Annotated in this window: 26 protein-coding genes, 2 pseudogenes and 1 riboswitch; of the genes and pseudogenes, 14 read left to right on the forward strand and 14 right to left on the reverse strand. The window is 35.7% G+C overall.

The features are described from left to right. Positions 1–104 precede the first annotated feature (104 nt). Positions 105–1,283, forward strand: coding sequence for an RNA-guided endonuclease InsQ/TnpB family protein (locus ACM5BR_RS12255; RefSeq protein ID WP_416828220.1), 1,179 nt, complete (start codon positions 105–107; stop codon positions 1,281–1,283). A 145-nt stretch (positions 1,284–1,428) separates the two neighbouring features. Here ACM5BR_RS12255 and ACM5BR_RS12260 read toward each other — a convergent pair. From ACM5BR_RS12260 to ACM5BR_RS12275, 4 genes and pseudogenes are all read right to left on the reverse strand, one after another. Then, a pseudogene (locus tag ACM5BR_RS12260) lies at positions 1,429–1,551 on the reverse strand (DUF554 family protein); the annotation flags it as partial. A gap of 5 nt (positions 1,552–1,556) precedes the next feature. Next, positions 1,557–1,859 (reverse strand): annotated as a pseudogene (locus ACM5BR_RS12265) (MerR family transcriptional regulator); the annotation flags it as partial. Between the two features lie 287 nt (positions 1,860–2,146). Beyond that, complete coding sequence (locus tag ACM5BR_RS12270) at positions 2,147–2,989, reverse strand: DNA-binding domain-containing protein (RefSeq protein ID WP_416828221.1); 843 nt, start codon at positions 2,987–2,989, stop codon at positions 2,147–2,149. Continuing rightward, positions 2,986–4,284 carry a sensor histidine kinase gene (locus ACM5BR_RS12275; RefSeq protein WP_416828223.1) on the reverse strand — a complete coding sequence of 433 codons (1,299 nt, stop codon included), beginning with the start codon at positions 4,282–4,284 and terminating at the stop codon, positions 2,986–2,988. The genes ACM5BR_RS12270 and ACM5BR_RS12275 overlap by 4 nt, the downstream gene beginning before the upstream one ends. A 104-nt stretch (positions 4,285–4,388) precedes the next feature. Here ACM5BR_RS12275 and argF point away from each other — a divergent pair, with 104 nt between their 5' ends. The 3 genes from argF (at position 4,389) to ACM5BR_RS12290 (ending at position 8,213) form a co-directional block, all read left to right on the forward strand. After that, on the forward strand, positions 4,389–5,387 hold the full coding sequence (argF, locus tag ACM5BR_RS12280; RefSeq protein WP_416828224.1) for an ornithine carbamoyltransferase: 999 nt from the start codon (positions 4,389–4,391) through the stop codon (positions 5,385–5,387). A gap of 12 nt (positions 5,388–5,399) precedes the next feature. After that, a complete protein-coding gene (gene arcC, locus ACM5BR_RS12285) occupies positions 5,400–6,329 on the forward strand; it encodes a carbamate kinase (protein WP_416828226.1) in 930 nt (309 codons plus the stop codon). Positions 6,330–6,641: 312 nt separating this feature from the next. Next, complete coding sequence (locus ACM5BR_RS12290) at positions 6,642–8,213, forward strand: YfcC family protein (protein WP_416828227.1); 1,572 nt, start codon at positions 6,642–6,644, stop codon at positions 8,211–8,213. A gap of 138 nt (positions 8,214–8,351) precedes the next feature. Here the strand turns inward: ACM5BR_RS12290 and ACM5BR_RS12295 are convergent, their stop codons facing one another. From ACM5BR_RS12295 to ACM5BR_RS12305, 3 genes are all read right to left on the reverse strand, one after another. Beyond that, the gene (locus ACM5BR_RS12295) at positions 8,352–8,618 is read right to left on the reverse strand and encodes a DUF1292 domain-containing protein (protein ID WP_416828229.1); all 267 of its coding nucleotides are present in this window, start codon (positions 8,616–8,618) and stop codon (positions 8,352–8,354) included. 206 nt (positions 8,619–8,824) lie between these two features. Then, a complete protein-coding gene (locus tag ACM5BR_RS12300; protein ID WP_416828231.1) occupies positions 8,825–9,826 on the reverse strand; it encodes a zinc-dependent alcohol dehydrogenase family protein in 1,002 nt (333 codons plus the stop codon). A 183-nt stretch (positions 9,827–10,009) separates the two neighbouring features. Continuing rightward, positions 10,010–10,261, reverse strand: coding sequence for a hypothetical protein (locus ACM5BR_RS12305; RefSeq protein ID WP_416828232.1), 252 nt, complete (start codon positions 10,259–10,261; stop codon positions 10,010–10,012). A gap of 452 nt (positions 10,262–10,713) precedes the next feature. On the opposite strand from ACM5BR_RS12305, the gene ACM5BR_RS12310 reads away from it, so the two are divergent. Genes ACM5BR_RS12310 through ACM5BR_RS12320 form a run of 3 tightly spaced genes read left to right on the forward strand, consistent with a single transcriptional unit; the run spans position 10,714 to position 11,846 of the window. Continuing rightward, positions 10,714–11,085, forward strand: coding sequence for a group-specific protein (locus ACM5BR_RS12310; RefSeq protein WP_416828233.1), 372 nt, complete (start codon positions 10,714–10,716; stop codon positions 11,083–11,085). A 16-nt stretch (positions 11,086–11,101) separates the two neighbouring features. Then, positions 11,102–11,617 carry an RNA polymerase sigma factor gene (locus ACM5BR_RS12315; RefSeq protein ID WP_416828595.1) on the forward strand — a complete coding sequence of 172 codons (516 nt, stop codon included), beginning with the start codon at positions 11,102–11,104 and terminating at the stop codon, positions 11,615–11,617. Then, positions 11,598–11,846, forward strand: a complete 249-nt coding sequence (locus ACM5BR_RS12320) for a hypothetical protein (RefSeq protein WP_416828235.1) — start codon at positions 11,598–11,600, stop codon at positions 11,844–11,846. The genes ACM5BR_RS12315 and ACM5BR_RS12320 overlap by 20 nt, the downstream gene beginning before the upstream one ends. A 517-nt stretch (positions 11,847–12,363) precedes the next feature. On the opposite strand, the gene ACM5BR_RS12325 is transcribed toward ACM5BR_RS12320, so the two are convergent. Both ACM5BR_RS12325 and ACM5BR_RS12330 read right to left on the reverse strand, forming a co-directional pair. Next, positions 12,364–12,810 (reverse strand): aminoacyl-tRNA deacylase, encoded by a 447-nt coding sequence (locus ACM5BR_RS12325; RefSeq protein WP_416828236.1) that lies wholly within the window; start codon positions 12,808–12,810, stop codon positions 12,364–12,366. A 77-nt stretch (positions 12,811–12,887) separates the two neighbouring features. Continuing rightward, entirely contained in the window at positions 12,888–13,085 is a 198-nt protein-coding gene (locus tag ACM5BR_RS12330; RefSeq protein ID WP_416828237.1) for a hypothetical protein, read from the reverse strand. A 129-nt stretch (positions 13,086–13,214) separates the two neighbouring features. On the opposite strand from ACM5BR_RS12330, the gene hpt reads away from it, so the two are divergent. After that, entirely contained in the window at positions 13,215–13,745 is a 531-nt protein-coding gene (gene hpt / locus ACM5BR_RS12335; RefSeq protein WP_416828239.1) for a hypoxanthine phosphoribosyltransferase, read from the forward strand. A 256-nt stretch (positions 13,746–14,001) separates the two neighbouring features. Here hpt and ACM5BR_RS12340 read toward each other — a convergent pair whose 3' ends face one another. From ACM5BR_RS12340 to ACM5BR_RS12350, 3 genes are all read right to left on the reverse strand, one after another. Next, complete coding sequence (locus ACM5BR_RS12340; RefSeq protein WP_416828240.1) at positions 14,002–14,253, reverse strand: hypothetical protein; 252 nt, start codon at positions 14,251–14,253, stop codon at positions 14,002–14,004. A 208-nt stretch (positions 14,254–14,461) separates the two neighbouring features. Then, positions 14,462–14,728 carry a zinc ribbon domain-containing protein gene (locus tag ACM5BR_RS12345; RefSeq protein ID WP_416828241.1) on the reverse strand — a complete coding sequence of 89 codons (267 nt, stop codon included), beginning with the start codon at positions 14,726–14,728 and terminating at the stop codon, positions 14,462–14,464. Between the two features lie 257 nt (positions 14,729–14,985). Next, complete coding sequence (locus ACM5BR_RS12350; RefSeq protein WP_416828243.1) at positions 14,986–15,282, reverse strand: site-specific integrase; 297 nt, start codon at positions 15,280–15,282, stop codon at positions 14,986–14,988. A 436-nt stretch (positions 15,283–15,718) separates the two neighbouring features. Here ACM5BR_RS12350 and ACM5BR_RS12355 point away from each other — a divergent pair, with 436 nt between their 5' ends. The 3 genes from ACM5BR_RS12355 (at position 15,719) to ACM5BR_RS12365 (ending at position 18,178) form a co-directional block, all read left to right on the forward strand. After that, entirely contained in the window at positions 15,719–16,909 is a 1,191-nt protein-coding gene (locus tag ACM5BR_RS12355; RefSeq protein ID WP_416828244.1) for an MFS transporter, read from the forward strand. Between the two features lie 492 nt (positions 16,910–17,401). Continuing rightward, the gene (locus ACM5BR_RS12360) at positions 17,402–17,812 is read left to right on the forward strand and encodes an SRPBCC family protein (RefSeq protein ID WP_416828245.1); all 411 of its coding nucleotides are present in this window, start codon (positions 17,402–17,404) and stop codon (positions 17,810–17,812) included. After that, the gene (locus ACM5BR_RS12365) at positions 17,813–18,178 is read left to right on the forward strand and encodes an ArsR/SmtB family transcription factor (RefSeq protein WP_416828247.1); all 366 of its coding nucleotides are present in this window, start codon (positions 17,813–17,815) and stop codon (positions 18,176–18,178) included. It abuts the gene before it with no gap. Positions 18,179–18,306: 128 nt separating this feature from the next. On the opposite strand, the gene ACM5BR_RS12370 is transcribed toward ACM5BR_RS12365, so the two are convergent. Then, entirely contained in the window at positions 18,307–19,641 is a 1,335-nt protein-coding gene (locus ACM5BR_RS12370; RefSeq protein WP_416828249.1) for an amino acid permease, read from the reverse strand. A 106-nt stretch (positions 19,642–19,747) separates the two neighbouring features. Then, positions 19,748–19,827, reverse strand: a riboswitch (glycine riboswitch). 186 nt (positions 19,828–20,013) lie between these two features. Between ACM5BR_RS12370 and ACM5BR_RS12375 the strand changes: the two genes are divergently transcribed. From ACM5BR_RS12375 to ACM5BR_RS12385, 3 genes are all read left to right on the forward strand, one after another. Then, a complete protein-coding gene (locus ACM5BR_RS12375; RefSeq protein WP_416828251.1) occupies positions 20,014–20,520 on the forward strand; it encodes a DUF1648 domain-containing protein in 507 nt (168 codons plus the stop codon). A 14-nt stretch (positions 20,521–20,534) separates the two neighbouring features. Further along, a complete protein-coding gene (locus ACM5BR_RS12380) occupies positions 20,535–20,987 on the forward strand; it encodes an ASCH domain-containing protein (RefSeq protein ID WP_416828252.1) in 453 nt (150 codons plus the stop codon). Between the two features lie 269 nt (positions 20,988–21,256). Then, positions 21,257–21,820: a uridine kinase family protein gene (locus ACM5BR_RS12385; protein ID WP_416828596.1), complete on the forward strand. Its 564-nt coding sequence runs from the start codon at positions 21,257–21,259 to the stop codon at positions 21,818–21,820. Positions 21,821–22,068: 248 nt separating this feature from the next. Here ACM5BR_RS12385 and speB read toward each other — a convergent pair whose 3' ends face one another. After that, complete coding sequence (speB, locus tag ACM5BR_RS12390) at positions 22,069–23,034, reverse strand: agmatinase (RefSeq protein ID WP_416828253.1); 966 nt, start codon at positions 23,032–23,034, stop codon at positions 22,069–22,071. Positions 23,035–23,154 lie beyond the last annotated feature (120 nt).

A 23,154-nucleotide genomic window follows, 5' to 3' on the forward strand; every position in this document is an offset into this window, starting at 1 on the left:
TCTTCAACGAAGTAAGGAGGGGATGAATGGCTTTTTTGTTGCAAATTACCATATTTACTGATAAAATAAGAACATATATTCGTATTCGAAAGGGGTGAAAACAAATGTATCGTGGCAAGAAAGTTTTCTTCACTGCTTCGAAGTCCATCATCCAAAAATTATTTGCGTGTAACCGGATTTCGGCTGATATTTGGAATGCCTGCTTACAAGAAGCGAAACAGCATTACATGGTGACTGGTAAATGGATCAATAAAACACAACTCCAACAAGCGACAAAAGGGAAATTCCCTTTGCACAGCCAAAGTGTCCAAGCGGTTTGCCATAAGTATGTAGACAACCGAGATTCCACCCATAAAGCCATTCAAAAAGGAATCAAAACATCCCGCTACCCTTACCGCAAAAAGAAATATTTCAATGCGAAATGGGTCGATCAAGCCTTCAAGATTCATGAAAAGGGGCGGATAGAATTATCTTTAGGCATTCAAAATGGCAAACGAGTCAAGCCCTTAGTCATCTATGCCAAGAATCTGCCTGTTGGTGATATAAAAGAAATCGAACTATGTTTTGACCATAACTTGTATTTGTCTGTTACGTATGACAATGGAAGTACCGTTGTTCCGTCAACTGGAACACAATCAGCAGGCGTTGACATGGGTGAAATCCACTCGTTTGCTTGTGTCACAGAAAACGGGCAAAGTGTCATACTTTCAGGCAGAAAATTACGAAGCATTCACCGTTTTCGCAATCAGAAGTTAAAGGAATTGCAACGTCTTATGAGTCATTGCAAAAAGGGTTCTCGTCAATGGAAAAAATACAACCGAGCCAAACAGTATATTCTCTCTAAAAGTGAAGCGCAATTGCGGGATGCTACCCATAAAAACACAAAGCACTTGATCGACTGGTGTGTAGAACAATCGGTTCATACTCTTTATGTGGGCGATGTCCGTAACGTTAGCAAAAAGACCAAACAAAAAAAGAAAGCGAATAAAGGCAATCGTCAAAAACTGTCTAATTGGAATGTCGGACAACAAGTAAAGTATGTAAAATACAAAGCAGAAGCGAAAGGGATCCAGGTTGTCCTCCGCAACGAAGCCTTTACTACGCAAACATGTCCTGTTTGCAAGCGACTCCAAAAGCCAAAAGGTCGTCATTATCAATGTATCTGCGGTTACAACGAACATCGTGATGTGCATAGTGCAGGGAACATTCTCACAGATGCTTTATTTGGCATGTTTATGCCAATAACGTGTGACAAAAATCCCATGTATCTACGAGTAGCGTAAGCCACAAGTAGTAGATGGTGCGAACCCACCCCTATCTTGGATAGGTTGCTTATTATAGAAATCATGATTTCTACTACCAAAGGTAGCTTTTCTTCTAATGAAGAAAGGAGAAAGCAATGGTTTTGAAAGATAAGAAACCCCCACTTCAAGCGAAGCTAAGTGGTGGGAGGTTCATAGTATTACATTTCTTAATCCCCAAAATACTTAAGCCTGACGCTAAAATTAATATACCTCCTACAATAGTTACTTCATTCAGAAGACTGTTATGGGTAATTCAATATCTTCTCCTAGCACATATTCGTGCCGTAAATATGCTACACACATTTCAGGAAGTTTTATTTCCGATATTTTATCTAGAGTTGTACTGACGGCATCTTCAATTTGTAATAAACGGCGTGAGATTTTAGTTTCAATTATCTCCAATTCCCTCTTTTTTTTGGCAACTTCATCCTGTTGCTTTTTTAAGATCTCAACAAGAGTATCAATGTCCCGATAGTTAAAAAAATCTATAATCTCACTTATTGGTACATTTAGAGCCCTCAAATATTTTATTGAGTTTAATCTTTCAAACTGTTCCAATAGTAAAATATTCTTTCATGGAAAACTCCTCTATTTGCATTAATACTGAAAATGAAAGTACTTATATTTTACAATGGATCCAGTACTAGTGGTCCGTTTGTTGAACAATCAGGGATGGAGAGCGCTGTTCTCACCATAAACTATAACCTTTTTTTGAGCCTCCTGTGGGAGCGATATATTATCTTATGAGTAGGTGTATTTTGTTCCTGTTATAAAATACCGAAATTAGGGGGACTTGATTTCTTTGCTTGATGGCTATGGACCGGAACCCTCTAAAAAGGCAATTAATTATTGGCTTGCATTACTAATCCATCAAAAAATTGCTTCAAAGATACTTGACCTCCAGTTGATGATTTTCCTTGTAAGAAGAGAATTTCTTTGTGGATATTTTTATAACCAAAAAGAGTGTTCGTATACTCGATAGTTAATTCATTTTCAAAATCATCTTGGCATAAATTGGCGATATTTATCATGCCCTTTTTTATAGCTCGTCTAATACGCTGGAAGATAATTTTCTTCTCATGAGAATCTAAAGCAAATTGTTGATTAAAGTTGATACAGCTAAAGGAAATATTTTGCTCGATCATTATCTGACTAATATTTAATATATCTGCATAACCTGCTTCAGAAGTTATTCCTAAAAACCCTAAAATAGATCGCACCTTTTTTTTCATTTCATTAAAATGATCTGAGTTTACACTTGAATAGCTATCTGAAGGAGTCCCTAATAAATTTTGAATATTTTTCAGTTTTTGTTCCATCAAAATGCTTTGCTTTACCCGATTAACGATTGTTCGAACTTCAATAATATTGATTGGTTTATCGAGAAAAAATTCGATGCCAGCTTTATAAGCATCTTCTCTCAATTCACTATCTCGTACTTGTGAAATCATAATAAATTTCAACTCAGGTTTAGCCTTGCAAAGTGTTTCAACTAATGCAATACCATTTAGTTCGGGCATTAACAAATCTACTAATACAATATCAACATTCAGTAACATCAGTTCATTTAAGGCCTTTTTAGGCGATACCGATGTTCCAACTACCTGATTGTTCATGTCTTCTTCCACGATTCTTTGCAAGATCATAATAATTGATAAATCATCATCAATAATATAAAAATTCATGATTGTTCCCCTATAGTTAGTTTTTCTTTGTTAAATGTTAAAAAGAAGGTCGTTCCTTTTCCTTCTTCAGAAACAGCTTTTATATTGCCTCCGAATTGTTCTGCCATAATAATTTTAACGTGCGACAAGCCAATCCCTCGATAAATATCTCCAGTATATTGATTAAATTTAGTAGAAAAACCCGGTTGAAAGATCATATCTTTGATCTTTGAAGGAATACCAGGACCGTTGTCAGAAACACTTATTAGCAACTGCTCTCCCTGATCTGTGACAATTACTGTTATTGAACCTCCATGTTGTTTTCCTATTGCATCAATGCTATTTGAAATAATATTCGACAAGATTGAAACTAAGTAGTAATGATTATTTATTTGTAGATCAATTTGGTCCTTGACCGTAATCAAAATATCCAATTTTCTTTCCCTAATAAGACTGCGTGAATGCATCAAGACGATTTTTAGTATTTCACTTAAACGCATAAATGGGGCATCTTCTACTTCAAAATAACTCCCCAATCCTTTGATAACATTTTGATAATCTTTTTTTACATCATGTACGTCTCTAGCAATATCTAACGCAATACCCCCATTTTTGCTGGAAGGGTTTTCATTAGAAAGCTCTTTGTTGAGCAAATAGGCATTCTTCATGATTCTTTCGATTTCGTTAATGTTTTTATTCATAAAATATACTTCACTTTTAACTGCTGAAACTGACCACAAAAAGTGATAATACCGCTGCTCATGACTTTTTTTTCTAATCATAAGCGTAAAGTAATGATACAAAAATGCAATAAAGCAGCTGATAATAGTGCGTAACAACGCTACTAAAAACAATATTGTAAATAAACGTAGACTATAATTTGAAAAATGTAACAGCAGACTAACTTCTAAGATATTAGCGATATAATCACACAGCAAAATGGTAAAAAAGAAGGAACTATCATTGCGATAGGTGCGATGCCAGTATAAAAAATAATACACACATCCGTAACAAAGATAAAAAGCAATATCGGTAAATATATACTGAGCAATTGTTGCGATAGCATCATTATTGGTTATAAAAAGCAGAAGCCCTCGGAAAAAAGGTGAAGCAATTGCAATTCCAATTGTTAATGGTATTGGATTTAGATCATCATTAAAATATAAAAAAACGGGTAATAAGATGACGGACAGGGTCAAAATGAAGCCATCCACAAAAATCGTCATATTAACTTGTGCCGCTAATGCGATACAAGTTGCAGCAATGCTTATTCTCTTGATTCTATCTTGATTAATGTTGCGAGAAAAAAACGACATAAAAAATCCTCCAAAGATACTTGTCGAAGCTTTTTGAAGCTATTTGAAGCTTCAAGATATACTTTGATTATAGAACTTAATAGACTTTGAAGGAGGAACAAACAATGAAAAATTTACGAAATCGAAGCTTTTTGACACTACTGGATTTTTCACCAAAAGAAATGGAATTTTTGTTGAACCTATCTGAAGATCTAAAAAGAGCTAAATATGCAGGTACTGAACAAAAGAAATTAAGTGGTAAGAATATCGCGTTGCTTTTTGAAAAGGATTCCACACGTACTCGTTGTGCTTTTGAAGTGGCAGCCTATGATCAAGGTGCACATGTCACCTATTTAGGTCCTACTGGAAGCCAAATGGGTAAGAAGGAAAGCGCCAAAGATACTGCACGAGTGCTTGGGGGAATGTTTGATGGTATCGAATATCGCGGATTCTCGCAACGAACAGTAGAAACTTTAGCTGAATATTCTGGCGTTCCAGTATGGAATGGCTTAACTGATGAAGATCACCCTACACAAGTATTGGCAGACTTCTTAACTGCTAAAGAATGCTTGAAGAAGCCTTATAATCAAATTCACTTTACATATGTAGGTGACGGACGTAACAACGTAGCAAATGCATTGATGATTGGTGCTTCAATCATGGGTATGACATTCCATTTGGTTTGTCCAAGTGAATTAAATCCAACTGATGAATTATTAAATAAATGTAAAAAAATTGCAGCTACGACTGGAGGCTCCATTTTAGTCACAGATGACATTGATGAAGGTGTACTGCATTCTGATGTGATCTATACAGATGTTTGGGTATCCATGGGGGAACCAGATGAAGTTTGGAAAGAACGAATCAAATTACTAGAACCTTATCGTGTTACCAAAGAAATGATGGATAAAACACAAAACCCTAATGTAATTTTTGAACATTGCTTACCATCTTTCCATGATTTAGAAACCAAAGTTGGGAAAGAAATTTTTGAAAAATATGGATTGAAAGAAATGGAAGTTAGTGACGAAGTATTTGAAAGCGCTTCTTCAGTTGTTTTCCAAGAAGCGGAAAATCGGATGCATACTATTAAAGCTGTAATGGTTGCAACATTAGGTGACTAAGGAGGAAACCATATGTCTAAGATTGTAGTTGCTTTAGGTGGAAATGCACTAGGAAATTCTCCTGAAGAACAATTAAAGCTAGTTCAACAAACGGCAGCTTCTCTTGTAGGATTGATTTCTAAAGGCCACCAAGTGGTTATCAGTCACGGTAATGGCCCTCAAGTAGGTACCATCAATCTAGGGATGAACTATGCAGCTGAGCACGGTCAATCTCCAGCTTTTCCGTTTCCAGAATGTGGGGCGATGAGTCAAAGTTACATTGGCTATCAGTTGCAACAAAGTTTGCAAAACGAATTACACAAAAATAATATGACTAAAGAAGTAGTTACCTTGGTTACTCAAGTCGAGGTTGATCCAAATGATTCAGCCTTTTCCAATCCTACTAAGCCAATCGGATCATTTTATGACAAAACAACTGCAGAAAAAATTGCGAAAGAAAAAGGCTACGTTTTTGTTGAAGATGCTGGTCGTGGTTACCGGAGAGTTGTTGCTTCACCTTCACCTAAAGAGATCGTAGAGTTTAAAAGTATTAACCAACTAATTGAAGCTAATACTTTAGTGATTGCAAGTGGCGGTGGTGGTGTGCCTGTTGTGAATGATCATGGTAACTATATAGGAGTTCCAGCAGTTATTGACAAGGATAAATCAAGTGCACTATTGGCTGGAAAAATTGCTGCAGATCAATTGATCATTCTAACCGCTGTTGATTATGTCTATGTGAACTATGGAAAAGAAAATCAATTAGCATTAACAGAAACCAATACTCAGCAATTAAAAGAATATATCAAGGAAAATCAATTTTCTAAAGGGAGTATGCTGCCTAAAATTGAGGCTTGCTTAAACTTTTTGGATGAAAATCCAAATGGGACTGCGTTGATTACTTCACTTGACAATCTAGATGAAGCCTTAGCTGGAAAAATTGGTACTCGTATCAAAAAATAAATTTATGACGGTTCTATTTCAAGGTCTTTTTGATAAGCGGAACTTCACAAATGGTGGAGTTCCACTTATCAAAAGTTACTAATTTCTTTGATACATACGCTTCTATTACGTAAAAAAAATATGAATCACTATCTACATTATCTTAAGAAAGTCGAAAAAAATTGTCCCTTCGACTTTTCGCTGTAACTTAAAATGACAGATTATTCCGAACTGCATAAGCAAAAGTTCAAAATATCAAGGAAATATACTCTCTTTTAAAGCTTTGGAATACAGCCTTTTATACGATTATATCTTTATAGAGGAGATGTCCTTATGAACAATGTAAATGTAGCAAATATCACAGAAAAGGTTCCTAAAAAGAAATTTAAATTAAAAATGCCCGGAGCATTTTTAATCTTGTTTGTATTAACAATTGTTGCTGTGATAGCGACATGGGCTATTCCAGCAGGGTCTTATTCAAAGTTATCTTATGATAAGTCTAGTTCTCAATTGCAAATTACTGATCCTAATGGAAAAGTCAACAGTGTCCCTAGTACGCAAGAGCAGCTTGACAAACTTGGTGTTAAGATTGACATCAAACAGTTTACTTCAGGAGGAATAACGAAACCAGTCTCTATTCCAAACACCTATCAAAGATTGGAACAAAAGCCTGCAGGACTCTCAGCCATAACAAACAGTATGGTTCGCGGGACAATTGAAGCTGTTGATATTATGGTATTTATTTTTGTGTTAGGAGGCTTGATTGGTGTTGTCAAGGAAAGTGGTGCGTTTGAATCTGGTCTTATAGCTTTGACGAAAAAAACGAAGGGTCATGAGTTTCTCTTAATATTCTTAGTCTCTATTTTAATGATTTTAGGTGGAACTTTATGCGGTATCGAGGAAGAAGCCGTAGCATTTTATCCAATTTTAGTTCCTGTGTTTTTAGCGATGGGGTATGATTCTATCGTTTGTGTAGGTTCAATATTCTTAGCAAGTTCTGTTGGTACCTGCTTTTCCACAATTAATCCTTTTTCCGTGGTCATTGCCTCTAATGCTGCAGGTATAAATTTCACTGAAGGTCTTACTTGGCGGATTGCTGGGTTAGTTGTCGCAGCTATTTTTGTGGTCCTTTATTTACGTTGGTATTCTCAAAAAGTGAAAGCTGATCCTAAGTTCTCTTATTCTTATGAAGATCATAGTGAATTCAATAAAATGTGGTCTGTAGCATCTACTGAAGGAAACGAAAATTCTGCGTTTACAGTGCGTAAAAAAGTGATTTTGACATTGTTTGTCGTAGGATTCCCGATTATGGTATGGGGCGTTATGTCTAAGGGCTGGTGGTTCCCTACCATGGCTGCTTCCTTCTTAACATTTGCTATTATCATTATGTTCTTAACTGCTACGGGAAAAAACGGTATAGGCGAGAAAGGCGTAGTCGATGCGTTTGTAAATGGTGCATCGAGTTTAGTGGGTGTTTCCTTAATTATTGGTCTTGCTCGAGGAATTAATCTCGTGATGAATGAAGGTTTGATTACTGATACGATACTTCAATTTTCATCCTCTCTTGTTGCGCATGTAAGTGGACCAATTTTTATTCTGGCTATGTTATTGATCTTCTTTGTTCTTGGATTTATTGTTCCGTCGTCTTCTGGATTAGCTGTTCTTTCTATGCCTATCCTTGCCCCTTTAGCGGACACTGTGGGTATCCCGCGTTTTGTGATTGTTACTGCTTATCAATTCGGACAGTATGCTATGCTCTTCTTGGCACCGACTGGATTAGTAATGGCAACTTTACAAATGTTGAATATGAAGTATTCTCATTGGTTTAAATTCGTTCGACCAGTTGTACTTTTTGTTCTAGTTTTTGGCGGGGCATTACTGGTTATGGAAGTGCTGATTTATTAGAATTGAAAGATTAGATGTTGCTTTGACATAAAGTTTGATCAATATCTCACAAACCGGCATTTTACAATAAATGAAAAGAACCCATTTTGATTGATCAAAATGGGTTCTTTTCAGTTCCCTTTTTTGTCATTCAGTGTGTTAGTCTTCTTTCATTACTTCATCAAAAGCAGAGGAGACCTTATCGAATTCCTCGTCGCTTGCAATGGCTGTAAAGTCACCATCCTGGTCGATCTTTAAAAAGAAAATATCAATGTCCTCCTTGGTTTCTTCTTGAAGATCCTCCACAAACCCGACTGCGACGTAATCTGTCCCCTCTATATTTATCGATGCTAGTACTTCAACTTCCTGCTCCTGGTCTCCCTCATCAGTAATCGTAAAGATTTCGCCTACTTCAATGTTTTTCATTCGATAGCCCCTCTCCTTTTTGTTAAACTGTTTTGAAAAGTATTCATAATCATTTTATTTCCAAGGATGATTCGATTCATTCAGGTATTCTCTAAAGTATTCAATTAATTGGCCCTTAACATAAAGAAAGGGCACAATTCTTGCTGCAGAAATGCACCCTTTTATGGAATAATAAAAAGTCTTCTATTACTAGGTTTAGTTGATGATTATTTACTCAGGTAGCTAGTTAAAAACACTTTCCCTTTGGTCATTTTAGAAGATTCAACGACTTCAATAGCCCTTTTTACATTTAATAAATCATACTGAGAATCTACCGTCATCAAACGTAATTTTTTATTACTTATTAGATTTATTACGTGATGAAAGGTTTCTTGCCATTTATCTGCTGAGACATTTTTATTCCAATTTCGTAAATGAAACATAGTAGCATTCACTTTAGCTTTATTTATAATTTCTGCCCAATTTACTTGTATCCCTGATAAAAGACCGATCGTTAAAAAATTACCGTTAGGCTGTACACAATAGGCCAATTCATTACCAACCGAACCCCCAACAGAGTCAATAGCTGCATCAGCACCCATTCCATTCGTTAATTGCAAAACCATTTCATTTAAGGAATTTTTAGATGTATCAATCACATAAGAAGCACCAGAATGAAGTAATTCCTCTGTATACTTATTGTTTCTAGTAACTGCAATCAATCGAAAACCTAAAACTTTCGATAATTGAGCAAAAATATGCCCAATAGAAGAACCGCATGCGTTAACCAATAAAACATCATTTGGTTTTAATTTTAAAACTTCTGTACAAACTACCCATGCTGTAATTGGATTGATATACATCTGTGCTGCCGTAAAATCATCAATCGAATTAGGTATAGGCACTGCAAATTCTGATGATGTCTTAACAAACTCTTGCCATGTACCTTCCCCACGCAAAGGTAAAACACGTTTACCAATAAAATGATGAGAAACGAAAGGACCGACATCTTCTACTATACCAACTCCTTCATATCCCGGAATATTTGGTAAAGAAATTCGATGAGAATATGTACCTCTGATTGGTATTAAGTCAGAAGGATTGATAGGGCGGGCTAGCATTCGAACAAGGATTTCATTACCTTTTGGTGGTTCAATACTTTTAGACTCAATTCTTAACACATCTTTAGGGCTACCGAATTCATATAATTTAATACATTTTGCATCCAATATTAAAAGTCTCCTTAATACAAATCCGTTTTATTAATTATATCATCTTCACCCTAGCTGCCTCGTTAAGTTTAGCTAGTTTTCCACAATCTGGTCCGATTGTAGAATAACACATAGATTTCCGATTAGTTTTTGAGATAGAAACGAAAAGACAGTAAGGGCTGTATAATTCCTTACTGTCTGCTAAGGTCGTTCAATCTCTGTTTCTGCTTTGTAGACTCTTTTGTTTAAAACTTCAGTTTTATCATCGATATGATCAACAATTTTATCTGTGTATAATCCTAAACTATCGACAAGATTCTTTTGTAATTTTTCTTGCCCAACTTCCAGTCTGTTCTGTCCTTGTTTCAATTCATTTATGTCTACACGCATTTCATTTATGTCTACGTGCATTTCTTTTAGTTCATTCAGAATTTGTTTTAAGATTTCTTCCACAAATTTCTCCCCCGTCCAATCGTGCTGGATCCCATTATATCATCTTCTTCGGGGAATACGGCAGGGTGTAACTTTTAAAGTAACCAGACTTTAGATATTTCTAAGAACTCGGTTTATGATTGGCGTGACGAGGAAAAGCATAGTAAAGAGAAACCTAAACAGTTTATTGAATAATACATATAATTTTTCGTGAAACAAAAACGAAACCAAAAAGTTTTAAATCAGCATTTTAAGATAAATAAATGGAAGACAGTACTTGATTAGCATTGCTCAAGTAAGAAGATGATTTTGTGTATACAATTTGCTAAATTGTAAAAAAACAACTTAGTCAATGGTATCGCTTTTACATAGTAAGCATTATAAGGAAAGATAAATCATTTTTCATTTTAAATGAACCTTTTTGCCTTCTCATTTGTATAGTTAGAAAAGAAGGTAGATGGGGGATATTACAAATGGATACTGGTTGGATTGTTTCTCTTATCGTTGTAGGCTTTTTAATGGTTTTCATTTTAGCGATTGCTATTCCAATGGATAGAAAGTATGTTGTCCGTGAAAATGGTAAAATCAATTATAAGAAAACGAAAATATATTTAAGATGGAACGTATTTGATACGCTCACCCTTGGTCTAGCTGTATATTCTATTATTTGTGTTCAAATTCTAAATTTTTTAGTCTCAAGTGGTGAAACGGTTGGGAATGTTTTTGTACAATTTTTTACAAACCAGGCACAAGTATGGACACTTGTATCTATGATTTACTTAATTTGTAGAGTATCGATGACGTTAAAATCTATCAAGGAACGCTGGGGCGATGAAATTGAGTGAGCGTGAAGATGAATTGATGATCGCTTATCAAAATGGAAATGACGATGCGTTAGAAGGGATATACACTTTATTAAAACAGCCACTTTATTCGTTTATTTTCCGTTATACAAGAGATGAGCAATTAAGCATTGATATCGTTCAAGATACATTTGTTAAACTTCAGTGTTACAAGCATAAATACAATCCAAGAAATGGAAAACTAAAATCATATCTCTTTCAAATTGCATATCGATTGATGATAACAAAATTAAACCGCCGTAAAAAATGGAGGAACCTTTTGCCCTTTCTTACTCCGATACAATCCGAAGAATTCCATCATTCAGACAGAATGACCATTCGGGCAGCTATTGCAAAGCTCCCTGAAATACAGCGTGCTGTTGTATTACTTTTCTACTATCATGACATGTCACAAGAAGAAATAGCGAAAATCCTTGAAATTTCGAAAGGGACAGTTAAATCAAGATTACACATAGCAAACAAAAAATTGAAAGAAGAGTTGGAGGGAGAGGGATATGAGTCAAGATCCCTTTAATAAGGATCATTACCTATGTACGAAATTGGATGAATATCACGTAGATATACCCGATTTCCCAATGAAATATAGTAGATGGGAGCGATTCATAAATTTTCTAGCATCACCAGCAAAAGACCCAGTTGATCCATTCATTTCAACAACTGATGGGGTAATGCTGTTAAAAATTGTACCAATAATAGGAACTGCTGCACTCGCATTAATACAAGCTGCTTTCATCTTTCTATAAGGAGAAACACTAGAAAATCGTGGATTTACAACGTTAAAGAAATATCAATATTAACAAGCCTCATTTCTCAATTTTAATGCTGAGAAATGGGGCATTTTCGTTGCCCCATGGCCCTAAAATGAAGGCTCTGTTAAATAATAATGTTGATTTATTAAAGAATTAGTAAGAGATTTTTTAATTATTGTGGTAAAATTATACTATGTTGAGGAATAATGGGAGGTAATACAATGGGTGATATCGTTTGGGGTAGTCCAGCTAGTTTGTTTTGTTTAGGTTTTTTCTTAGCTGGATTTGGAGTTTTTATTAAACTATCAAGAAATGCCAAATAAATAATATTGGTAATTTAACGATAATGATAAAAGCATTAAATAGCAGTCAATATTGGCTGCTATTTTTCATTATCTAAAATAACGTAAATATCAACAATGAACTTTAACAGAGCCAAAATGAAAAATGGGGCGCTTCCATGTTCTGGGATTGCGCCCGATTGTTGAATAAGATAAAGTAGTATTTTATATTAATCGAAGGTTGCAATCACTTGATTTAATTCATTCAAGGCTTGTGGTTCAATTTTTAAAGTAAATGTTGAATGACCAGTACCCCCATAAATAAAATCATAATGGAAAAGTCGTTTGTCTATCGCACACGGTAAATCAAGACCTACCATACGAACACTTCCTACCTGAAACCCTGTAACTTCCTGAACTTCCTTTGGAGATGCTAATTTTCCCTTACTACAACCTAAAATATCAGTTATTTCCTCAAAATTAACTTTGCTACGACTTCCAGATACAATTAAACCAAAGAACCCTTTATCGGTTTTTATTATCATTGTCGGTGCTGTTTGCCCAGCTTCAATCCCAAAATATTCTGAGCCATCTTTTCTTGAAAGTATCGGTTTTTCATGTTGAATTATTTCATATCTATGTTTGGTTTTCTCTAAAATCCCTTGCAATTCTTCCATAAGAAACACCTCCATCATTGATTTTAATATAGAAATTTATGGGAATATTTAACAAGAACCAAAATGGCTCTAAACAATTATAAAAGCGCATTACCTAAATAGGAGATGCGCCCTTTAACGGAATAACTATGATATGGTTTCATCCTTAAAATCATTAATTGTTCTTCCACTAACGCCCCCGTTAGCTCAACAAAAGTCCCTATCCCGTTATGAATCTGTACATTTTTATCATTAAAGCGACATAACTTATTTACCTTATTAAACTCTTTGACCATACTCTCGTCTCCGATGAGCAAACATGGATTTTTAAGTAGATATTGTGCCTAAAGGTATTTCTCCTTTTTGACTTTTTTTTCTCAATCCTTTACAGTCGAAATGTTCACAAATTTTACAGGAGGATTAAAATGAGCATTGAAATAAAAGATACTTTAATCTCTGCTGAAGCGTTACAAACAAAAGTAAAAGAACTTGCATTACAAATTGAACGCGACTTTGAAGGCGAAGAAATCGTGATAATTGCGGTATTAAAAGGTTCTTTCGTATTTGCTGCTGATTTAATTCGTCACATAAAAAATGAAGTAACAATCGACTTTATCTCTGCGTCTAGTTACGGCAATCAAACGGAAACGACTGGAAAAGTTAAGTTATTAAAAGATATCGATGTCAACATCACAGGCAAAAACGTAATTGTCGTAGAAGACATTATCGACTCCGGCTTAACACTTCATTTCTTAAAAGATCACTTCTTTATGCATAAGCCAAAAACACTGAAACTCTGTACATTACTTGATAAACCAGAGCGACGTAAAGTTGACTTAAAAGCAGAATACGTAGGCTTCCAAATTCCAGATGAATTTATCGTTGGCTATGGCATTGACTGTGCTGAAAAATATCGTAACTTACCATATATTGCATCGGTTGTTACAGAACAATAAAACCAAATATAACTTCCATCGATATTTGATGGGAGTTTTTTATAAATGTAAATTAAATCTAAATTATATAATAGAGAAGTTTCTTATTGAACTAACCTGTATCGTTAGCTTAAGTACATTTCTTCACAATCTCCATTTCTCTTGCTAATCGTTACTAAACAATCTGGCCCGATTGTTGAATAACACATAGATTTCCGGTTAGTTTTTGAGATATAAACGAAAAGACAGTAAGGGCTGTATGATTCCTTACTGTCTGCTAAGGTCGTTCAATCTCTGTTTCTACTTTGTAGACTCTTTTGTTTAAAACTTCAGTTTTATCATCGATATGATCAACAATTTTCTCTGTGTATAATCCTAAACTATCGACAAGATGCTTTTGTAATTTTTCTTGCCCAACTTCCAGTCTGTTCTGTCCTTTTTTCAATTCATTTATGTCTACGCGCATTTCATTTATGTCTATGTGCATTTCTTTTAGTTCATTCAGAATTTGTTTTAAGATTTCTTCCACAAATTTCTCCCCCCGTCTTCTTGATCTCATTATATCATCCATTAATTCTTCGGGGAATGCGGCGAATTGTGACTTTTAAATATTTCCTTTTTTAAAATAAATAGTAAAACAGGAACTGGAGTAGTTGATGATATGGATACCAAAAGGTTTTAAATTATTCCTTTAACCTAATAACAGAGAGACTAAATATTAGTCTCCTAATTATTTTCTATGTTTCTCTATTCCAACGTTCAAGCTTATGAATATTTCTAGTGAAAAGTGTAGCGATAAACTTGGGCATACCAAATTCCACGATCTGTTGTTTCACTCTAGCTTTCATTTCATCGACCGTAATATTAGGTAAAGTGAATTCACCGTTCATGTAGCAATGACTACAGTATTTTTCACTTTTTGTTCCATTTTTTTCTGTCCCACCGCCAAGCTCATCTTTTGCTAATGGCATTCCGCAGCTTTGACAATTCTTATATTTTTTCATTTTTAACTATTCCTTTCACGTGTGCCATCAACCATTACAATTTATTTTATAGGTGGATGGATTAGATTTTTCAAACGTCTCTACCCCTCTTAGAAAATTATACTTTGAATAGATTCAAAAATGAAAGGGGTACTATAATTAACAAATTAGATTTCAATATTCCGCGATTTGAGCAATCGCTTTATTCTAGAATATGGCTCGATAATAAAAAGACACGCCTTTTTATATGCGCACCTCGATTTTGATTAAAGATTAATTTAAATAGCTTTCAATTTAGTAGCTGGATTCTTGGAAATGAACCCTTCATCATATGCCCATTTAAATAGTGATCGAATACAACGAACTCGATGCCCTAGACTAGACGCCTTTAAATGTTCACCAGCCTCAATTACATAGCTTTTGAGTTTCTCTGCGGAAAATTCACCCATATCTATATCACCAAAGAATCTTAATAATAAATTGTATTGAAAGCAATAGGTTTTCAATGTTAGAGCTGAATATCCCTCAATCTTCTTATCAAGTTGATACTTCTCCCGAGCTTCAGATAATAACATTGGACTTCACTCTCCCAGGTTATGAACCAATTAATCTTGATTTTAATCATGCACAAATAGAATCAATTTCATACTAAAGATATTCAACAATCTAAGAGAATTATTTTCTAGATAGTCTTTATAACCCTTGGAGGGAAGTAATAAAGACGCTTTTCGTATTTTGGAAAAGCGCCCGATTGTTGAAAATCAAGGTATTGCCAAAATTTGATTACTATATTTAATTTGTGATACGGTTCACCGTATTGTAACTAAATGAGGTTTTTACATACTTATTTTATTAATACCATACATAGCATTATCAACAGAAGTGTACTTACTTAAATAGTTTTCTGCTAACTCTGCAGCCTTGTCGATGCAAAAATATTTTATGGTATAATGTTTAAGTTGTGTATCTACTATGTGACACATTTGTATTCATCTAAGAAAAGAGGTATTTATGTACCCAACAAAATTATCCAAGCAACATTGGTTGCTCATCTTTACACTTACTTTATTAACATTTGTTCTCGGGACAAGCGAGTTTGTTATTGTCGGTATCTTAACCGATATTTCCTCAGGCCTTCATATGACAAATACAAAAGCAGGCACACTCGTTTCTGCGTTTGCGATTACGTTTGCCATCGCCACACCACTAATAATGTCAGCAACAAGTCATTTTCCAAAGCGTAAATGGATGTTGTTTTTGATAGGATCTTTCACCGTCCTGAATGCTTTGTGCGTAATTTCGACGAGCTACATCATGATCCTTTCACTTCGGATTATGACAGCGATAGTATCAGGAGTATTAATCTCTCTAGCCATGATTGTTGCAAGTGAAACCATGCCGGTCGAAAAACGCGGACTTGCTATATCATTTGTTTTCGGTGGTTTCACATTAGCAAATGTCGTTGGAGTGCCAATTGGTACTGTCATCTCTGAATGGTACGGCTGGAATGCCACTTTCATGTTAACTACTTTTCTAGGTGGATTGGCGTTTTTGGCATCCTTTTTCGTCTTGCCTAATAAGCTCAGCCAAATGCGCAGTTCGATACGGGATCAGTTTTCTTTATTGACCAAGCCTCGAATTTTGATGGCTTTTTTCATTCCTGCTCTCGGATTTGGTGCAACTTATGCCGTCTTTACGTATCTTGTTCCTATCTTGAAGGGTATGGGAGCACCAAATCATGCAATTAGTTTAATCTTATTTGGTTACGGATTTATTTCGATTTTCAGCAACATCCTCGCCGGTAAAATTGCTAGCCACAATGCAATTGGTCGCCTTCGGTTTGTTTTTCTCGTGCAGGCAGTTGTTCTGACAAGTTTATTTTGGACTACAAATCATTTTATTTTAGGACTTGTAAACATTGGCTTGATGTCGTTAATGGCCATCCTCTTAACAACATCTACTCAGCTTTATTTAATAGACCTTGCCGGAATTTATCAGCCGAAAGCAACAGGACTCGCTGCTTCACTTATGCCAGTGGCAAGCAACGTAGGTATCGCTTTTGGTTCTGCATTAGGCGGATTTGTATACCATCAAGGGAATTTAATGAATGTAACATGGGTCGGTGGGATAGTTGCAGTCTGTGCAAGTCTGCTAACTTTCTTTAGTCATCTTTTAGACCAAAAACAAAAGAAATCAGCATAAAAGGGAAGCAACAAACGCTTTGCATAATTCCTATGGTCTAGTTGAATCATATAATATTATCAAATCTACCCCTGATATCGGAGAAAAAATCAGAAATTGCTAGAGATGATAAAACAATTGAGATAAAGTAAACAGAATATCCCGAACTATAAAGAGCATCTTATTGATGCTCTTTATTAATTCCTCTTCCTATGTTGCCACAAATAATCAATTTTGTTTGAGATCCTTATTCCATTAAATGGCCCATTAGTGGAGTAACATACTGGAGTTTTACAACATCGGCAAGAACATAAAAAGAAAAATTCTGGTTAAATTAATACAGGATTTTTTATCAAACTTTATGTTAAATCTACAACTGAAGGACTATTCTTAACATCGTGTTGCATCATGAATAAAACAAAACCAAAAGGTTTCATATTTCTTGACTTTGTCTTAGATGATAAATAAAATGAAACCAAAAGGTTTTGTATTTTCAAGGAGGCAGGTTAACGCATGGAAGACATTAAGAAAATTGTTATTTTTGAAGCACCAATTCAAAAGGTATGGGAAACCGTATCTACTGCGGAAGGGATTGCGTCATGGTTTATGCCCAATGATTTTCAATTGGAATTAGGACATGAGTTTCATTTGCAATCACCTTTTGGCCCATCTCCATGTAAAGTAACAGAAATCGATCCTCCAAATCGACTTTCGTTTTCATGGGATACAGAAGGATGGTTTGTTTCGTTTGAGCTAAAAGATTTAGGTGACAAAACAGAATTTACACTCATTCATGGCGGCTGGAACCGACCTGAAGATATTATTGTGAAGGCAAACCAAAAGACTGCCATTATCCGTGAAAATATGTCTAACGGTTGGTCTGCGATGGTTAATAACCGACTTCGAAAGGTTGTTGAAGGGTAAGTGTCCTCATCCGCACAAAAGTATGATGTATTTCAAGCGATTGCAGACCCAACTCGGAGAAAAGTACTACAATTACTTGCTGAAAAAGAATTACCGATTTCAGAAATTACATCCCATTTTTCCATGAGTCGTACAGCTATTGCAAAACATCTTCATATTCTTTCAGAAGCAGAATTAGTTAGCGGCCGAAAGGTAGGAAGAGAAAAACGATATCGGCTTATGCCACAACCTTTAACAGAATTAAAACAATGGCTTGCCTATTACGAACAATTTTGGGATAACAAACTCTCCATCCTTAAACATGTGGTTGAAAATCATGGAGAAGATGAAGAACTGGATATAAGACCAAATGATAACAAGACGTGAAAACAGCCTGTCCTAGATTGGACAGGCTGTTTCCCGTTAGAAGATAGATTTATTATCGAAATCAGCAAGTTTATTATCGAAACGAACACATTTATTATCGAAAACTAATAAGTACCCTCCCCAGTATGTCACTTTTTAACTCGATACAAGATGAATAATACAGCAAACCATAAAGGGGTCAATAGTAGCGGTGTACGAGTTGCATCAGAAAATAACATGATGATTAAAATACAAGCAAATAGCGCGAGTACAACATAATTAATAAATGGTGTGAAAGGTGCTTTAAAAGTCGATTTTTTGTGTAAATCTGGACGTGATTTTTTATATCGTATATGAGAAATTAAAATAATACTCCAAACCCAAATAAAACAAATGGCACTAATGGTCGTTACAATGCCAAAAGCCTGTTCGGGAATCAGTTTGCTCAAGAGTGCTCCGATAGAAAGAACAATCGCGGATAGGATCAAAGCATTACTAGGTACATAATTTTTATTTAATTTTGCAAGTCTCGCTTTCTTCTCACTATGAACACTTAAGTTATATAAAATTCTGCTTGTTGAGAACAAGCCGCTATTACATGCGGATGCTGCTGATGTTAAAACAACAAAATTAATGATTCCTGCTGCTACTGGAATTCCGACTAAGCTAAACACCTGTACAAACGGACTCTTAGATGCGCTTAATTGAACCCACGGATTAATACATAAAATGATGATAAGAGCTCCTACATAGAAAAACAGAATGCGAAGCGGAATTTTATTAATTGCAGATGGAATATTTTTTTGTGGATCAGATGTTTCTGCAGCAGAGACACCTACTAACTCCACGCCAACAAATGCAAATACGACCATCTGAAATGAAAGAAGAAAGCCGGATAGCCCATGTGGGAAAAATCCACCATATGCCCACAGATTTGTTACCGTAACAGCGCCCGTATCTGTTTTGAATCCGATCACTAAGAGAACAATTCCGATAATGATTAAAGCAAGAATGGTGATTACCTTAATGAGGGCAAACCAAAACTCTAACTCTCCAAACAGTTTAACGGTCAGTAAATTCAGCCCTAATAATAGAACTAAACAGACGATTGCTGGTACCCATTGAGGAATACGGAACCAATACTGGACATAGACACCAACCGCTATCAGATCAGCCATCGCTGTCATAATCCAACAAAACCAATACGTCCATCCAGTCACAAAACCAGCCCAAGGTCCAATATAATCTACCGCAAAGTCCGTAAAGGATTGATACCCCGCATTTGATAGAAGCAATTCTCCTAACGCTCTCATAACAAAAAACAATGCAATCCCGACGATTAAATAAGCAAAGACAATAGAGGGGCCTGCTAATTGTATCGCCTTGCCGGAACCTAAAAACAACCCAGTTCCAATCGTACCGCCAATCGCAATTAATTGTACGTGTCGATTCTTTAAATCCCTCTTTAACGCTGGCTGTGCCACTTTCATTCCTCCAAATGATTTAGTAGTTTTAAAAATAGATATAAAAAAAAGAGATTGGAGTCCTCCAATCTCATGACGTCAGAATAACAACAATAGCAAATAACATTGTCGTCCTTCTGTCCTTTTGCCTGAGATTATGAACCCTTCGGCGTCGCAACGATTTGCGATCTCTCCAGAAACTGCTCCTGTTATAGTTTTATCCATAACAATCATAGCTACTTATTTGATTATAAAAAATTATTGTATGATAATTTAGAATTTTACCAGTGTTAAGGGAATCAGTCAAGGTCTCGATATGCAAGATTGGTATAGAAGTAGAATGGAATGTACAGTAAAATATAGGAAAAGTGTGAATTTTAAGGGGGAATCTATATGCCAAATTCGTTGGATCGACCTATGATCGAGATTGAAAAAACAAGAAGTGAATGGATTTGGGATATCATTGGCTTTTTATTTTTCATCGGATCGATCATCTTTTTACTATCGGTTTGGAATACACTCCCGGATAAAGTACCTACCCATTTTAATACTGCTGGAGAAGTAGATCACATGGGTTCAAAATGGCAGCTTCTCATCTTACCTGGTATTGGGCTTGGGATCACCCTTTTTATGAAATTTGTTGAAAAACATCCAGAAATACATAATTACCCTGCACGATTGAACGAATCGAATGCGGAGCAGTTTTATTTAGCAAGTCGAAAAATTGTGAACCAGTTAAAAAATATGATTTTAATTATTTTTACGCTCATCTTATTTGAATCGGTGTCCATTGCTTTAGGCTGGGGTGGCGGTTTTGGGGAATGGTTTTTACCGATAACGCTAGTTGGTATGGGTATTCCTATTGTACTTGGAATTATTAAGCAAAATAAGATTGAATAATGGAGGGATATACAATGAATGAAGCAGCCGAGGCATACTGGAATGAATATTGGAAAGACCAAGAAAAGCCTAAATCCGTTAGTGCGTGGCAATTCGGATCTGAACCAGATTATTTAGCCAGGTTAGTGATAGATGGGATCAAAACAGCAACGTGTTCAGGTTATATTTTTTACGAGATGGAAAATGAACCATTGCCGAGCGTAGAGGATTATTCCATTATTTTAAACAGTTACGATCAGCCAGTAGCCATCATCAAAACGGTAGAAGTTACGTTAACACCGATGAACGAAGTGCCGGAAGAGTTTGCGATTGCCGAAGGAGAAGGGGACCGGACGTACAAATATTGGTGGGAAGCTCATGAAACATTTTTTAGGGATGCGTTAAGCACAATCGGACGTGAATTTTCAGAGGATATGCTGCTTGTTTGTGAACGGTTTAAAGTTGTGGATGTGAAAGATCGCGGTTGAAACATCTGGGGTGGAGTCACAAAACCCGGGCGCAATGCCAATTTAAAGAGGGCGACATTACGCCTGAACTGCCATTCGTCGATAAAGTTGTGATTTTCGTTGATAAACTATCCATTTTCGTTGATAAACTATCCATTTTCGTCGATAAACTGGTAAAATTCGTCGATAAAGTTGTAATTTTCGTCGATAAACCATCGAATGAAGTATATGAAAGTGGTGATATTGTGAATTTCAAAACGAAAAAAGGTGAATTAAATAATTTTGAACAATTGGTTAGGTCAATTAATTCTATTCCCAAAAAACAATCAACCTTGTTAATTGGAATAGATGGTTGTGGAGGTTCAGGAAAAAGCACATTTGCAAATAAATTAAAGGATGAATGTTCCAATGTAACTGTTGTACATATGGATGATTTTTATTTACCATCCTCACAACTTATAAAAACACATCCAGAGAAAAAGCCTATTGGTGCTGATTTTGATTGGACGCGTGTATTAAATCAGGTTCTTGAACCTATCAGTCAAAACAAAGAGGGATGTTATCAGCGATATGATTGGGAGACAGATGATTTAGCAGAATGGCATACTGTTCCCGTTGGAGGAACTGTCATAATAGAAGGTGTCTTTTCTATTCGCGAGGAATTATCAAATAAATACGATTTTACAATATGGGTTGATTGTCCACGAGAAACAAGGCTTTCACGAGGGCTTGAAAGAGACGGAGAAGAGGCTCGTGATATGTGGGAAAATAATTGGATGATTTCTGAAGACATTTATGTTGAAGAACATAAACCTTTTGAAAGAGCAGACCTCATTGTTAATGGAACTAGATAAATATTGTTTAGCCTAACGAGTATCCTTTCTTGAATAAGTATCCATTTCCTTATGTCTATTAAAATGCCAAAAATCCCTGCTTTTTTATCAAAACTGATATGCTCCCCATTAGGTAGACAGATAAAAAAATAAAATCTGTTTATTTAATGGGGAGTATTTTTATGGCTAAAAGGAAATATTCAAATTATGAAAAAATAGCAATTCTACAACTCTATCATGAGGGAAACCATTCATTAAAACGAGAAATACTATGAATGATTTTGGAGCGATTCGTCTTGTTCTTCTTCCTTGATCTTTAAGGCTACTAAACTCGCAAAGTCATGAATGATAGTGGCTGCTAATAGTGATGTGATTTGTGTTGGATCGTATGGTGGGAGAACTTCCACCAGATCGAATCCAATAAAATAAAATCCATGTAGAGAACGAATCATCTGAAGGGTTTCAAAGCTGCTTGGACCGCCGACCTCTAGGGTGCCTGTACCAGGGGCATATGATGGATCGACAAAATCAATATCGAAGCTTAAGAAACATGGTGTATCTCCGATTGTCTTCTTAACCTGCTTTAAGACATCCCAGGTTCCTCTTTCTTTTAACTCAGCAGTAGTGATTACGTTATAGCCTAGATCCGTGCTGGCATCTATATCTCCGGGGTGATTGAGCGTCCCTCTAATTCCAATTTGGAACACTTTATCTGTTTGAAGAAGCCCTTCCTTATAAGCGCGGATAAAAGGGGACCCATGCCAGTACTTCTCATCATAATAGGTATCCCAGGTATCTGTATGTGAATCAAAATGGAGCAGTGCGACTGGTCCATATACTTTTGCGGCGGCGCGTAGGTTTGCCAATGTTACTGAGTGATCTCCGCCAATACCTATTGGAATGATTCCTTGTTTCATTAAATCTGTCATTGTATTTTCAATTAACTCATAGCTTCGGTGGATATTATGGGGGATTACTGAAACATCCCCAATATCAATTGCATTACAATCATCAAACGGATATACCTTGTGAATTGGATGGTAAGGAAATAGAGTCATAGATGCCTGACGGATTGCCTGTGGAGCAAACCTTGCTCCTACCCTGAATGATGCCGCCGTATCAAAAGGTAAACCTACCACGGCTAATTTAGTATTTTCTCTTGTAACAGGTAATCGCATAAAAGATCCGGTTGTACAGAACTCTGGTTTTACGTCAGGGGATAGTGGATATTTCATTTTTGTATTCCTCCAATTTTTTAGTAATTCTTTATAAAAAATTATGCAAATATCATGCCAAGTCCGAGTCTTCCATTAAAGGGGTGTTTCGTATTCTATAATCTAGATAGAATTTGCTGA

The organism is Ectobacillus polymachus (genome assembly GCF_048159605.1).
In the GTDB taxonomy this organism is placed as follows: Bacteria; Bacillota; Bacilli; order Bacillales; family Bacillaceae_G; genus Ectobacillus; species Ectobacillus polymachus.

What these genes read in the sequence shown, in the direction of transcription:
- hpt (WP_416828239.1), top strand. Translation starts at nt 13,215, where the DNA reads ATGAGCATTGAAATAAAAGATACTTTAATCTCTGCTGAAGCGTTACAA.
- ACM5BR_RS12325 (WP_416828236.1), bottom strand. Translation starts at nt 12,810, where the DNA reads ATGGAAGAATTGCAAGGGATTTTAGAGAAAACCAAACATAGATATGAA.
- ACM5BR_RS12315 (WP_416828595.1), top strand. Translation starts at nt 11,102, where the DNA reads ATGATCGCTTATCAAAATGGAAATGACGATGCGTTAGAAGGGATATAC.
- ACM5BR_RS12275 (WP_416828223.1), bottom strand. Translation starts at nt 4,284, where the DNA reads ATGTCGTTTTTTTCTCGCAACATTAATCAAGATAGAATCAAGAGAATA.
- ACM5BR_RS12290 (WP_416828227.1), top strand. Translation starts at nt 6,642, where the DNA reads ATGAACAATGTAAATGTAGCAAATATCACAGAAAAGGTTCCTAAAAAG.
- arcC (WP_416828226.1), top strand. Translation starts at nt 5,400, where the DNA reads ATGTCTAAGATTGTAGTTGCTTTAGGTGGAAATGCACTAGGAAATTCT.
- ACM5BR_RS12375 (WP_416828251.1), top strand. Translation starts at nt 20,014, where the DNA reads ATGCCAAATTCGTTGGATCGACCTATGATCGAGATTGAAAAAACAAGA.
- ACM5BR_RS12295 (WP_416828229.1), bottom strand. Translation starts at nt 8,618, where the DNA reads ATGAAAAACATTGAAGTAGGCGAAATCTTTACGATTACTGATGAGGGA.
- ACM5BR_RS12355 (WP_416828244.1), top strand. Translation starts at nt 15,719, where the DNA reads ATGTACCCAACAAAATTATCCAAGCAACATTGGTTGCTCATCTTTACA.
- ACM5BR_RS12350 (WP_416828243.1), bottom strand. Translation starts at nt 15,282, where the DNA reads ATGTTATTATCTGAAGCTCGGGAGAAGTATCAACTTGATAAGAAGATT.
- argF (WP_416828224.1), top strand. Translation starts at nt 4,389, where the DNA reads ATGAAAAATTTACGAAATCGAAGCTTTTTGACACTACTGGATTTTTCA.
- ACM5BR_RS12345 (WP_416828241.1), bottom strand. Translation starts at nt 14,728, where the DNA reads ATGAAAAAATATAAGAATTGTCAAAGCTGCGGAATGCCATTAGCAAAA.
- ACM5BR_RS12330 (WP_416828237.1), bottom strand. Translation starts at nt 13,085, where the DNA reads ATGGTCAAAGAGTTTAATAAGGTAAATAAGTTATGTCGCTTTAATGAT.
- ACM5BR_RS12310 (WP_416828233.1), top strand. Translation starts at nt 10,714, where the DNA reads ATGGATACTGGTTGGATTGTTTCTCTTATCGTTGTAGGCTTTTTAATG.
- ACM5BR_RS12255 (WP_416828220.1), top strand. Translation starts at nt 105, where the DNA reads ATGTATCGTGGCAAGAAAGTTTTCTTCACTGCTTCGAAGTCCATCATC.
- ACM5BR_RS12360 (WP_416828245.1), top strand. Translation starts at nt 17,402, where the DNA reads ATGGAAGACATTAAGAAAATTGTTATTTTTGAAGCACCAATTCAAAAG.
- speB (WP_416828253.1), bottom strand. Translation starts at nt 23,034, where the DNA reads ATGAAATATCCACTATCCCCTGACGTAAAACCAGAGTTCTGTACAACC.
- ACM5BR_RS12380 (WP_416828252.1), top strand. Translation starts at nt 20,535, where the DNA reads ATGAATGAAGCAGCCGAGGCATACTGGAATGAATATTGGAAAGACCAA.
- ACM5BR_RS12270 (WP_416828221.1), bottom strand. Translation starts at nt 2,989, where the DNA reads ATGAATTTTTATATTATTGATGATGATTTATCAATTATTATGATCTTG.
- ACM5BR_RS12320 (WP_416828235.1), top strand. Translation starts at nt 11,598, where the DNA reads ATGAGTCAAGATCCCTTTAATAAGGATCATTACCTATGTACGAAATTG.